Below are 11,730 nucleotides of genomic sequence, written 5' to 3' on the forward strand. Positions count from 1 at the left end.
CCGGGCGAGAAAGATGTAGATATCCGCAATTGAAAAGGCTCATTCGGATCGCTACATTTGTATATGTCCCTTCGAATGACAGGCTGCTATTCTGATTTGATCGGCATGCGGCGGCATTCGCTGACAGTGGAATTTATGACCGGGCATCGTCATGAAATCGTCAGGTTTCGGGGTGCGCAAGTTCAGATCGGCGGCTCAGGAACGCGCGTTCCGGAAAGACTATGCGCGTCGTTTCTCTGCACAGCGCCTGTTGGCCATCGCCATCTTTACCGCGTTGTGGATCGTGTTCTCACTCATGGATTCGCGGCGGCTCAACGTGCTCGATCCCGCGCATCTGCATCATGGCGAAATTCTGTTGCTAAGGGCCGGCGGGGCGATCGGGATGCTGGTTCCGGTCCTGGCATGGACGCCGCGCGCACTCGACGAACGCTGGGCCGTAGCGCTGCTCAGTCTCTGGACCTTCAGCGGGTGGTTCTCTGTCGTGAGACTGCTGCAAATCTATCCGGGTGACTTCCCCTGGCGAGAGGCGTATTCCATTCTGACACTCTCCCTGTTCATGGTGTTCACGGCATTCCGGCTGCGCGCCATCACGGCTGCATGGCTCATCGGAACGTGTGTGGCCACATTTTCGTTAATGCTTCTTTTCGCGCCTCCAGGCCAGCAGCCTGGCTGGCATCCCGAAGCCGTGTTGGACCACGGCGTCAACATCGTCATGACCTATGTGATTGGCGTGGTCGTGAGCATTCCGCTCGAACGCGCGGCACGGCGCGAATTCATCTATCGGCGTAACTTGCGCGCGGCGCGGGCGCGTGTCGAAGCGGCATCGCGCGAGGTGAACGAGCAGAACCAGCGCATGCAGGCGTTGCTCAAGGAAAAGGAGCGGTTCTTTTCAGCGGCCTATCACGACATTCAGCAGCCGCTCGCCGCAATCAATCTCTTCATACGCAGTGCGCGATCCCGGATCAGGGACCGAGAGGCGGCAGGGCAGGATCTCGCGGTGGTCGAGGAGACCGCTTCCGACATTCTCGGCATGTTCAAGGACATCCAGGACTACAGCGAGCTGGGGCTGTATGTGCCGCGACTGGCGCCCGTCAGCACGCATGACCTGTTGACGGAAGTGACCGGTCAATTCCGCGAGGCGGCGCGTGTGCAGGGCATTGGCCTTGCCATCGCCGCGCGCCGGGAGCATCCGCCCTTCATCGAGACCGATCGTCTGCTGTTCAAACGTGCGCTCTCCAATCTGGTGTCCAACGCGATCAAGAACACGAAGTCGGGCGGCGTCGTGCTTGGCTGGGTGCGGCTCGGCGACCGGTTGCGCATCGATGTGCGAGATACCGGAATCGGTATCGCAAACGTGCATCGCGAGGCGATCTTTGCCGAGTATTTCCAGATCAATAATCCGGGTCGCGACCGCTCGAAAGGACTGGGGCTGGGATTGTCGATCGTGCAGCGGGTGATCGGCATTCTGCCGGGACACGAGATGAGCTTCGCATCGAGGGAAGGTCGCGGATCGCGCTTCTCGCTGTACGCAAAAATGTCCGCAGCGACGCCCGCAGCTTGCGCGAGCGAGACAACCATCTCCGCCGATGCGCCCGATCTCGACGGCCTCTACGTGCTGCTGTGCGACGACGAACCCGCGGTGCTCGAAGGTCTGCGACGTCTTCTGTCGAGTGCAGGCGCACGCGTGCATGCTGCCGAATCGATGGCGGGCTTCGAAGCCATCCTCGCCGATGACACCCGCATTCCCGATCTCATCGTGACCGATATCCGTCTGCGCGACGGCGTCACCGGCACGGACGTGGCGCAGCGGATCCGTCGGCACTTCGCATGGACGGGCACGATCCCGGTTGTGTTCATCACCGGCGAACTGTTGTCCGATCACGTCCTTCAGGACTTCCCGCAACCGTTCGTGCTGTTGCGCAAGTCGTCCGCGCCTGCGGCGCTGCTGGCCTCCATCGGCGAATACGTCGCGGCCCGGCGGCGGGTCAATGTCGATCTTGCGAAGGATGCGTGACCGGCGGCACGCCGAGCGTGATGCCCTTGTCGGCCATCATCACGATGAGTTCGGTCCGCCGCCGCACGTCGAAGTGCGCCAGCAGGTGACTGATGTATTTGCGCACGGTGATGTCTTCGAGTCCCATCTTCGCGGCAATGGCTTTCGACGGCAGGCCGCGCACGAGCCACGCGAGCGTTTCGAATTCCCTGGGCGTGAGTCCGAGTCCTGGCGCGTTCCACGGCGCATGGACTTCCCGCGCCGGCGGCGCCGGCTCCTGACCGGCTTCGAACGCGCGTCTCATCCCGGCGATGCTCATGGCCGGCAGGAACACGCCCCCTGAGAGCACGGCGCCGATCGCGGCATGCAACGCCGAAGGCGAGGACGACTTCGGGACATAGCCCATCGCGCGTAGTTCGATGCAGCGGCTGACCGTCTCCACGCGTTCATCGGCGGAGATCACGACGACGGGCAGGGACGGCCGCGCGTCTTTCAACCGGACGAGGCCGTCGCAGCCGTGGCCATCGGGAAGTTCGAGATCGAGAAAGACGATGTCCGGATGATCCTGCGTCGCGAGCTGCATGCCTTGCGCCAGGGTGCTGGCGTGCAGCAGCTCGACATCCGGAAAGCGCTCCCTGACGAGCAGCGCGAGCCCGGCTCTGAAGAGCGCGTGATCGTCGATGAGCAATACGCGCATCGCATCGTCTCCCGTTCACACGTGCGAGTTATCCCGAAGCTCAAAGCATGGTACACGCGCTTCGCCTCGACAGCAGGACGATGCGCCGCATGCTCAAGACTATGCCGAATTCGTCAACCCTTGCGAGGCGATCGCGCAAGACGGGGTCAATTCGGCTCCTTACTATCCGTTTTCATCGAAGGACATCCGTCCTGAATCAACATCCCTATTCGAGACCATAGGTTATGGCAAACGGTATTTCGCAGAAGCCGCACGATGAGAAGGCGCTCGCCTCATATCGCCGTCGCGCCATCTTTGCAACGATCATCGGCAACGGCTTCGAATGGTTCGACTGGACCGTCTACAGCTTCTTCGCGGTGACCATCGCCAAGCAGTTCTTTCCCACCGGCGACGACCTGTCCTCGCTGCTGATGGCCGTCGCCACGTTCGGCGTGGGCTTCGTCATGCGCCCGGTTGGCGGCATCGTCCTCGGCGTGCTGTCGGACCGGGTGGGCCGCAAGTTCGCGCTCTCGCTGACCATCGTGCTGATGGCGCTGGGCACCGGCATTCTCGGGCTCACGCCTTCGTATGAATCGATCGGCGTGGCGGCGCCGCTGCTGATCGTCGTCGCGCGGCTGCTGCAAGGCTTTTCCGCAGGCGGGGAAATGGGCGGCGCCACCGCGTTCCTCACCGAATACTCGCCGCCCGAGAGTCGCACCTACTATGCGAGCTGGATTCAGGCGAGCATCGGCTTCGCAGTGCTGGTCGGGACGGGTATCGGCACGCTGGTGACCTCCTTGCTCGAACCCGCGGCGCTCAATGCATGGGGATGGCGTATTCCGTTCCTGCTGGGCATCCTGATCGGTCCGGTGGGCTACTTCATCCGCAGCCGTCTGGAGGAAACGCCCGTCTACAGCGCGATGAGCGAGAAGGAAAAGACCCATTCGCCGCTCACCGAGATCGTGCGCACCTATCCGCGCCAGACCTTCGCCAGCTTCTCGATGGTCATCCTCTGGACCGTCAGCAGCTACGTGTTCCTCTACTACATGCCGACCTACTCGGTGCGTGCGCTGCATCTGCCGCAATCGGCCGGGCTGATCTCCGGCATGCTGGGCGGACTCGTGTTGTTCGTCGCGTCGCCGATCGTCGGCAAGCTCGCGGACCGCTTCGGCCAGCGCCCGTTCCTCGCCGGCGCGGCCTTCGCGATCATGCTGCTCGCCTATCCGATGTTCGCCTGGGTGGTCAACGCGCCGAGCCTCGGTTCGCTGCTCGTGTTCCAGGCCGTGTTCGGCTTTCTCATCGCCGTCTATACGGCGCCGGTCCTCACCGCGATGGCCGACCTGTTCCCGGCGCGCGTGCTTTCCACCGGGCTTGCCGTCGCTTATAACTTCGCCGTGATGATGTTCGGCGGCTTCGCGCCGTTCTTCATCACCTGGCTCATCGCGAAGACGGGCAGCAGCATGGCGCCCGCGTTCTACGTGATGTGCGCCTGCGCCGTCAGTCTGGCGGGAACGTTTTATCTGGGCGACAAGCGCGACCGCTTGGCCGTCGCAAACTAGGAGAGTGCATGTCCATTACGGTGTTGAAGAACGGTAACGTCCTCGATCTGGAGAAAGGGACGTACCTGGAAGGGTATTCGGTGGTCATCGAGGGCAATCGCATCGTCGAGGTTACCGATGGCCGCGCCGAATTCGACGGCGCGCAGATCATCGACGTGAGGGGCAAGACTGTGATGCCCGGCTTCATCGACTGTCACGTGCACGTGCTGGCGTCGAACGCAAATCTCGGCACCAATGCCGCGCAGCCGAACATTCTCGCGACCATTCGCGCACTGCCGCTGCTCGACGCGATGCTCACGCGCGGCTTCACGACCGTGCGCGACGCGGGCGGCGCGGACTGGGCGCTCATGCACGCGGTCGAATCGGGTCTGATTCCGGGGCCGCGCATCTTCCCGTCGGGCAAGGCGCTGTCGCAGACAGGCGGTCACGGCGATTTCCGTCCGCGCAGCGACTCGTTCGAGCCGTGTTCGTGCTGCTTCCGCGCGGGCGCTATCGCGCGCGTGGTGGATGGTGTGGACAACGTGCGGCTCGCGGCGCGCGAGGAAATCCTGCGTGGCGCGACGCAGATCAAGATCATGGCGTCGGGCGGCGTGGCGTCGGAGTTCGATCCGATCGCCAACACGCAATACTCGGAAGACGAGATTCGCGCCATTGTCGCGGAAGCGGAGGCGGCCAATACCTACGTCATGGCGCACGCCTACACGGGTCGCGCGATTGCGCGCGCGGTGCGCTGCGGCGCGCGCACGATCGAGCACGGCAATCTCGTCGATGAAGCGGCGGCCAAGGTCATGAAGGAACACGGCGCGTACGCGGTGCCGACGCTCGCCACCTATGACGTGCTGGGCGTGTATGGCGAGAAGCTCGGGCTCTCGGCGGATTCGATCGCCAAGGTCGAAGGCGTGCGCGTGGCGGGCCGCGAGTCGCTGAAGATCTTCCGCGATGCCGGCGTGCCGATGGGCTTCGGCTCCGACCTGCTCGGCGAGATGCAGGAGTTCCAGAGCAACGAGTTCCGTATTCGCTCGGAAGTCATCGGCAATCTCGAAACGCTGCGTTCGGCGACGATCATCGGCGCGCAAGTGCTGAACCGCGTGGGTCAGCTGGGCGTGATCGCGGCAGGCGCGATTGCGGACGTGCTGGTGGTCAACGGCGATCCGCTGGTGGACATCGAAGCCGTCGCGAACGGTGCCGAGCGCATCGAGTACGTGTTCCAGAACGGCAAGCGGGTGAAGCACGCGCCGCCGATGTAACGCGGCCATCTACTTTTGCCTCGCGGCCTGCGCCGCCCGCATCGTCCGATCTCGTCGGGCATGCGGGCGGCGCCATTTGAAGGATGCAGTGCGGCATCGCCGCTGTGCCGAAATCGTTATCGGCGCGGGTGTGTTCGACCAAGACCGCGCGGTGGCCGTTGCTTATGATTTTCGCCATGAAAACACTCTCTCACATCGACATCGTCGATTCGCATACGGGCGGTGAACCCACGCGCCTCATCGTCTCGGGCGGTCCCGATCTCGGTCAAGGGCCGCTCTCCGAACGGCTCGCCGTCTTTCAGCGTGACTTCGACCGGGTGCGTGAGGCCGTGGTCAACGAGCCGCGCGGCTCGGACGTGATGGTCGGCGCGCTGCTGTGTGAACCGCACGATCCCTCATGTTCGGCGGGCGTGATCTTCTTCAACAACGTCGGCTATCTCGGCATGTGCGGGCACGGCACCATCGGCTTGATTGCCTCGCTCGCGCATCTCGGCAGGATCGCGCCGGGCGTGCACCGGATCGAGACGCCGGTCGGCGTGGTGGAGGCCGAATTGCATGACGATGCCAGCGTCACCGTGCGCAACGTGCCTGCGTACCGCTATCGGGCCGATGTGGCGCTCGACGTGCCGGGCGTCGGACGCGTACATGGCGATATCGCGTGGGGCGGCAACTGGTTCTTCCTCGTCGCCGATCATGGACAGGCGCTCGATTACGCGCGCGTGGACGCGCTCACCGAAGTCACATGGGCCATCCGCGCCGCGCTCGAAGCGAATGGCGTGACGGGCGAAGGCGGGGCGCTCATCGACCACATCGAATTGTTCGCGGACTCGCCCACGCCGGGTATCGACAGCCGCAATTTCGTGCTCTGTCCCGGCAAGGCCTACGACCGTTCGCCCTGCGGCACGGGCACGAGCGCGAAGATCGCCTGCCTCGCGGCGGACGGACTGCTCGCGCCGGGCGTTTCCTGGCGGCAGGAGAGCATTGTGGGCAGCGTGTTCGAGGCGCGCCATGAACGCAACGACACGCTCGCGCCCGGCTTCATCCGGCCCAGCATTCGCGGCACCGCGCACGTGAACGCCGAAGCCAGGCTGATCTTCTCGAACGACGATCCCTTCGCATGGGGCATCCGCACGTGACCATGAGTGCCGGGTTGGGGCATCAGCATCCGGATGTGATCGTGGTGGGCGCGGGCATTGTCGGCGCGGCGTGCGCGCATGAACTCGCGCTGCACGGCGCGGAGGTGCTGGTGCTGGATCGCGCGGGCATCGGCACAGGCGTGACGGCGGCGGGCATGGGTCACGTGGTGGTCATGGACGATACGCCGGCCGAGTTCGCGCTGTCGTCGTGGTCGCGGCGCTTGTGGCTGGATCTCGCGCCGCGCCTCGATGCGCGTCAGGCCTTCGTGCGTTGCGGCACCGTCTGGGTCGCCGCCGACGAGGAGGAATACGACCTCGCCGCCGAACGCCGGGATGCGCTGATGCGCCAGGGCATCGCGTGCGAGATGCTCGATGCGCAGCAATTGCGCGAGGCGGAGCCGTTCCTGCGGGACGGCTTGCGCGGCGGCATGATCGTCCCGGACGATGCCGTTGTCTACGCGCCCTCGGCGGCCGCGTGGCTGCTTGCCAATGTGCCGGACATGGGTGCGTCGTCGGGGCGTGGAAGCATTGCCTGCAGGCCAGGCGCGCAGGTCGCGCGGCTCACTGGCGACGGCGTGATGCTCGCCGATGGCGAACGCCTGCGCACGGGCGCGGTGCTGCTCGCCAACGGCCTGCAAGCCATGGAACTGCTGCCCGGTCTGCCGATGCAGGCCAAGAAAGGGCATCTGCTTATCACCGACCGCTATCCCGGCACCATCCATCATCAGATCCTCGAACTCGGCTACATCAAGAGCGCGCACAACACGACAGGCACCTCGGTGGCGTTCAACGTGCAGCCGCGTCCGACGGGGCAGTTGCTGATCGGTTCGTCGCGCCAGTTCGACAGCGTCGATCCGGCCATCGAGCCGGCCATTCTGGCGCGCATGCTGCGGCGTGCGAGCGAGTATCTGCCGCAACTGCCGTCGCTCAACGCGATCCGCGCGTGGACCGGTTTTCGGCCCGCCACGCGCGATGGCTTGCCGTTGATCGGCCCGGCGGATGGCGCGCAGACCGTGCCGCTATGGCTCGCGACAGGTCACGAAGGACTTGGCGTGACCACCGCGCTCGGCACCGCGAAGCTGATTGCCGCGCAGATGACGGGCGCGCAGGCAGACGTGACCATCGACGCGACGCCTTTCCTGCCGGCGCGCTTCGGCGATGTGCGTTCGGTGCACAGCACGAGCGAAGGAGTCGCCCATGTCTGAAACGCAGTTGACGGTGCTGATCGACGGACGCCGGATCAGCGTCGCGCGCGGCAGTTCGGTTGCGGCGGCGGTTGCGCTCGCGGCGGGCGGCGCGAACGGCGTCACGCGACGCTCGGTGAGCGGTGCGGCGCGGGCTCCGCTGTGCGGCATGGGCGTGTGCCAGGAATGCCGGGTCACGATCGACGGCGTGCGGCACAGACTCGCCTGTCAGATCGTGTGCATGCAGGACATGTCGATCGAGACGGGACACTTACTGCGATGAAGGTCGATATTCTGATCGTCGGCGCAGGGCCGGCGGGATTGCAGGCTGCACGCGTAGCGGGCGAGGCGGGCGCGAAGGTCGCGCTCGTCGATGACAATCCGCTGCCCGGCGGCCAGATCTGGCGGCAGGGGCCGAACCATCCGGCCAAGGGCGCGGCGCGAACGGCCATCGAAACGCTCACGCGCTTCGGCAACTTCACCCATCTCGGCGGGACGCGCGTGGTGCAGGCGTTGCCGGATAGACAGCTTCTTGTCGAGGATGCGTCGAGCGGGTACCGGATCGGCTATGAGAAGCTGATCGTGGCGACGGGCGCACGCGAGCGCTTCCTGCCGTATCCCGGCTGGACGCTGCCGGGCGTGACGGGCGCGGGCGGACTGCAGGCGCTCATCAAGGGCGGCATGCCGGTGCGGGGTGAACGGATCGTAATCGCCGGAACGGGACCGTTGCTCTGGGCGGCGGCAGTCACCGCGCGTGAGCAGGGCGCGCAGGTGGCGGCCATCATCGAACAAGCCGCGCCGGGCGACGTGAGACGTTTCGCCATGGGGCTGGCAAGCACGCCCGCGAAGCTCGTTCAGGCGTTGCGCATGCGTTTCGATCTGCGTGCGACGCCTTATTACTGCGGCGCTTATGTTGCGGAGGCGGAAGGCGAGTCGCGCGTCACGCACGTGCGCGTCCGGCATGGCAATGAAGACATGCGGATCGAATGCGACCGGCTGGCGTGCGCCTATGGCCTGGTGCCGAATACGCAGACAGGACTGGCGCTCGGCTGCGAACTGACTGCCACGATGGACGGCACGACCGCCTTGCAAGTCGACGAATGGCAGGCGAGCTCGGTGCCGCATGTTCTTGCGGCAGGCGAATGCACGGGCGTCGGCGGAATGGAGCTTTCCGCGCTCGAAGGCCGTATCGCTGCGTATGCGGCGCTCGCTCAACGCGATAACGCACGCGCACTGTTCGGACAGCGCGAACGCTACCGGCGTTTCGCACGGCGCCTGCACGCGGCCTTCGCGCTCGATCCCGCACTGCGCGCACTCGCCGCTCCCGATACGATCCTGTGCCGCTGCGAAGATGTCCGCTTCGGCGAGGCGGCGCAGCATCGGACGTGGCGGGACGCGAAGTTGCAGACCCGCTGTGGCATGGGGCCGTGCCAGGGCCGGATCTGCGGCGAGGCCGCCGCGTTCTGCTTCGGCTGGGGACCGGAAGGACAGCGTCCGCCGTTCTCGCCCGCACGCATCGCGACCTTGCTCGAAGCATGATGTGCGAAGGCATAATCGCCACTCATTGATTCGTCCATAAGCGCAATGCCCGACATGCTTTTGCCCGCCGCCGCGGAACACCACTCGATGCAGCAGATGGTGGCGCATTTCTCGCTCCTGGAGCCGCTCTTTGACGCAATGCCCGACGTCGTGTTCTTCGTCAAGGATAACGAGGCGCGCTATCTGATCGTCAACACCACGCTGGCGATGCGTTGCGGCCTGAAGAAAAAGGACGCCTTGCTCGGCAAGACCGCCGAGGACGTGTTTCCGGCGCGCTTCGGCGAGGTCTACACGGCACAGGACGCGAATGTCGTACGTTCGCAGAACCGTCTCGTCGATCAACTCGAACTGCATCCGTATCCTGGCCGGCGTCCCGGCTGGTGCCTGACCTCGAAGGTGCCGCTGCACGATGCGCATGGCCGCATACTCGGCGTGGCCGGCATCTCGCGCGACTTGCGGGCGGCCGAGGACACGCATCCCGCCTATCGCCGCCTCGCCGTGGCCGCGCAGCATATCCAGGAAAACTACGCACAGCCTCTGAGACTCGCCGATCTTGCGACGCTCATCGACATGTCGGTGGCGCAGATGGAACGCTACTTCGACAAGATCTTCCATCTCACGCCGCGCCAGATGCTGCTCAAGACGCGTCTCGATGCCGCGTCGAGACTGCTGGCAGGCGACGACAGCATCACCGGCGTCGCCACGCAATGCGGCTACAACGACCACAGCGCCTTCACGCGCCAGTTCAAGGCGACGGTAGGCATCACGCCGAGTCAGTATCGCGCGCTGCTGCGCACCGCCGAGCGTCGCTAGGGGCAACGAAGGGCGTGCGCCACTGTGCCGATTTCGTCTTTTCGTGGCGCGAATGCACGCAAGCCGCAGGCGTTCTGAATGGCGATACTTCAGATCATGGCGGAGCGCTTCAACACACCGCCGAAACATCACGCGGGCATGCCCGCCATGCAGAACCATTCAACGTCCAGAGGAAGCACATGAGCAAGAACATTTTCACGGGCGCCATTCCGGCGCTCATGACGCCGTGCACGGCCGAGCGCACGCCCGACTACGACGCACTCGTCGCGAAAGGGCGCGAGCTCGTCGGCCTGGGCATGAACGCCGTCGTCTACTGCGGCTCGATGGGCGACTGGCCCCTCCTGACCGAAGCGCAGCGCCAGGAAGGCGTCGCGCGCCTGGTGGCAGCCGGCGTGCCGACCATCGTCGGCACGGGCGCGGTGAACTCGAAGGAAGCGGTGTCTCATGCGGCTCACGCGGCCAAGGTCGGCGCACACGGCCTGATGGTGATTCCGCGCGTGCTGTCGCGCGGCGCGTCGCCGGCCGCGCAAAAGGCGCATTTCTCCGCGATTCTCGAAGCGGCTCCCGCGCTCCCCGCTGTGATCTACAACAGCCCGTATTACGGGTTCGCCACGCGCGCCGACCTGTTCTTCGAACTGCGCGCGAAGTACCCGAACCTGATCGGCTTCAAGGAATTCGGCGGCGCTGCGGACATGCGCTATGCCGCCGAGCACATCACCAGCCAGGACGACACCGTCACGCTGATGGCAGGCGTCGATACGCAGGTCTTCCATGGCTTCGTCAACTGCGGCGCCACGGGTGCGATCACCGGCATCGGCAACGCACTGCCGCGTGAAGTGCTGCTGCTGGTGGAACTGTGCGGCAAGGCGGCGAAGGGCGACGTCACGGCGCGTCGCCAGGCGCGCGAGCTCGAGGCGGCGCTCGCCGTGCTGTCGTCGTTCGACGAAGGCACCGACCTGGTGCTGTACTACAAGTATCTGATGGTGCTCAACGGCGACAAGGAATACACGCTGCACTTCTACGAAACCGATGCGCTCAGCGAAGCCCAGCGCCGCTACGCCGAAACGCAGTACGATCTGTTTCGCAAGTGGTTCGCGGGGTGGTCGAAGGAAGCGATCGCCTGACGCGTGTTATTCGTGCGGGCCGCGTGGTGTGTCCACGCGGCTGCCGCTTCGACAGGAGCCGTCTCTTGAACACGACCATCAAGGCAATTGCACTCGGCATCGCTCTGCTACCTGTGGTGTGCCACGCGCAGACAGGCGGCTGCGATGCCAAGCGCCGTTCACTGGAGCAGGAAATTGCCTACGCCCAGGCGCATGGCAACAAGCAGCGCGTCGATGGACTGGAGACCGCGCTCGCGCAAATGAACGCGAATTGCACCGATGCGCTGCTGCACGACGAGGCCCAACGCAAGGTGACACAGGCTCAACGGAAACTCGCCGAACGCGAGCGCGATTTGCGCGAGGCGAAAGCCGACGGCAAGAGCGCGAAGAAAATCGCCGAGCGCCAAAGAAAGGTCGATGACGCGCACGCGGATCTCGAACGCGCGCAGGCAGAGGCCGCGCAGTAACGCCCGCTGCCGA

General features: G+C 65.0%; 11 protein-coding genes. 10 read left to right on the forward strand and 1 reads right to left on the reverse strand.

Annotated elements, in window-relative coordinates; genetic code table 11:
* Positions 1-151 precede the first annotated feature (151 nt).
* A complete protein-coding gene (locus QCE88_RS23950) occupies positions 152-2,014 on the forward strand; it encodes an ATP-binding protein (protein ID WP_309906958.1) in 1,863 nt (620 codons plus the stop codon).
* On the opposite strand, the gene QCE88_RS23955 is transcribed toward QCE88_RS23950, so the two are convergent.
* Positions 1,986-2,690, reverse strand: coding sequence for a response regulator transcription factor (locus QCE88_RS23955; protein ID WP_309906960.1), 705 nt, complete (start codon positions 2,688-2,690; stop codon positions 1,986-1,988). The genes QCE88_RS23950 and QCE88_RS23955 overlap by 29 nt on opposite strands.
* 224 nt (positions 2,691-2,914) lie before the next feature.
* Between QCE88_RS23955 and QCE88_RS23960 the strand changes: the two genes are divergently transcribed.
* The 9 genes from QCE88_RS23960 (at position 2,915) to QCE88_RS24000 (ending at position 11,717) form a co-directional block, all read left to right on the forward strand.
* Positions 2,915-4,228, forward strand: a complete 1,314-nt coding sequence (locus tag QCE88_RS23960) for an MFS transporter (RefSeq protein WP_309906962.1) — start codon at positions 2,915-2,917, stop codon at positions 4,226-4,228.
* An 8-nt stretch (positions 4,229-4,236) separates the two neighbouring features.
* A complete protein-coding gene (locus tag QCE88_RS23965; RefSeq protein WP_309906964.1) occupies positions 4,237-5,475 on the forward strand; it encodes an amidohydrolase family protein in 1,239 nt (412 codons plus the stop codon).
* A 176-nt stretch (positions 5,476-5,651) separates the two neighbouring features.
* Complete coding sequence (locus QCE88_RS23970; protein ID WP_309906966.1) at positions 5,652-6,611, forward strand: 4-hydroxyproline epimerase; 960 nt, start codon at positions 5,652-5,654, stop codon at positions 6,609-6,611.
* Entirely contained in the window at positions 6,593-7,816 is a 1,224-nt protein-coding gene (locus tag QCE88_RS23975; protein ID WP_309906968.1) for an FAD-dependent oxidoreductase, read from the forward strand. Before QCE88_RS23970 ends, QCE88_RS23975 begins: the two co-directional genes overlap by 19 nt.
* Complete coding sequence (locus QCE88_RS23980) at positions 7,809-8,078, forward strand: 2Fe-2S iron-sulfur cluster-binding protein (protein ID WP_309906970.1); 270 nt, start codon at positions 7,809-7,811, stop codon at positions 8,076-8,078. The genes QCE88_RS23975 and QCE88_RS23980 overlap by 8 nt, the downstream gene beginning before the upstream one ends.
* Complete coding sequence (locus QCE88_RS23985) at positions 8,075-9,334, forward strand: FAD-dependent oxidoreductase (protein ID WP_309906972.1); 1,260 nt, start codon at positions 8,075-8,077, stop codon at positions 9,332-9,334. The genes QCE88_RS23980 and QCE88_RS23985 overlap by 4 nt, the downstream gene beginning before the upstream one ends.
* 45 nt (positions 9,335-9,379) lie before the next feature.
* Positions 9,380-10,147, forward strand: a complete 768-nt coding sequence (locus QCE88_RS23990; protein ID WP_309906974.1) for an AraC family transcriptional regulator — start codon at positions 9,380-9,382, stop codon at positions 10,145-10,147.
* A gap of 179 nt (positions 10,148-10,326) precedes the next feature.
* Complete coding sequence (locus tag QCE88_RS23995; RefSeq protein WP_309906976.1) at positions 10,327-11,271, forward strand: dihydrodipicolinate synthase family protein; 945 nt, start codon at positions 10,327-10,329, stop codon at positions 11,269-11,271.
* A gap of 65 nt (positions 11,272-11,336) precedes the next feature.
* Positions 11,337-11,717, forward strand: a complete 381-nt coding sequence (locus QCE88_RS24000) for a DUF1090 domain-containing protein (RefSeq protein WP_309906978.1) — start codon at positions 11,337-11,339, stop codon at positions 11,715-11,717.
* Positions 11,718-11,730: the final 13 nt, after the last annotated feature.

This window comes from Caballeronia sp. LZ035, assembly GCF_031451175.1.
Classification (GTDB): domain Bacteria; phylum Pseudomonadota; class Gammaproteobacteria; order Burkholderiales; family Burkholderiaceae; genus Caballeronia.

Bases quoted from the DNA above. Each gene is read 5' to 3' on its own strand.
- QCE88_RS23950 (WP_309906958.1), top strand. From the start codon at position 152: ATGAAATCGTCAGGTTTCGGGGTGCGCAAGTTCAGATCGGCGGCTCAG.
- QCE88_RS23955 (WP_309906960.1), bottom strand. From the start codon at position 2,690: ATGCGCGTATTGCTCATCGACGATCACGCGCTCTTCAGAGCCGGGCTC.
- QCE88_RS23960 (WP_309906962.1), top strand. From the start codon at position 2,915: ATGGCAAACGGTATTTCGCAGAAGCCGCACGATGAGAAGGCGCTCGCC.
- QCE88_RS23965 (WP_309906964.1), top strand. From the start codon at position 4,237: ATGTCCATTACGGTGTTGAAGAACGGTAACGTCCTCGATCTGGAGAAA.
- QCE88_RS23970 (WP_309906966.1), top strand. From the start codon at position 5,652: ATGAAAACACTCTCTCACATCGACATCGTCGATTCGCATACGGGCGGT.
- QCE88_RS23975 (WP_309906968.1), top strand. From the start codon at position 6,593: ATGGGGCATCCGCACGTGACCATGAGTGCCGGGTTGGGGCATCAGCAT.
- QCE88_RS23980 (WP_309906970.1), top strand. From the start codon at position 7,809: ATGTCTGAAACGCAGTTGACGGTGCTGATCGACGGACGCCGGATCAGC.
- QCE88_RS23985 (WP_309906972.1), top strand. From the start codon at position 8,075: ATGAAGGTCGATATTCTGATCGTCGGCGCAGGGCCGGCGGGATTGCAG.
- QCE88_RS23990 (WP_309906974.1), top strand. From the start codon at position 9,380: ATGCCCGACATGCTTTTGCCCGCCGCCGCGGAACACCACTCGATGCAG.
- QCE88_RS23995 (WP_309906976.1), top strand. From the start codon at position 10,327: ATGAGCAAGAACATTTTCACGGGCGCCATTCCGGCGCTCATGACGCCG.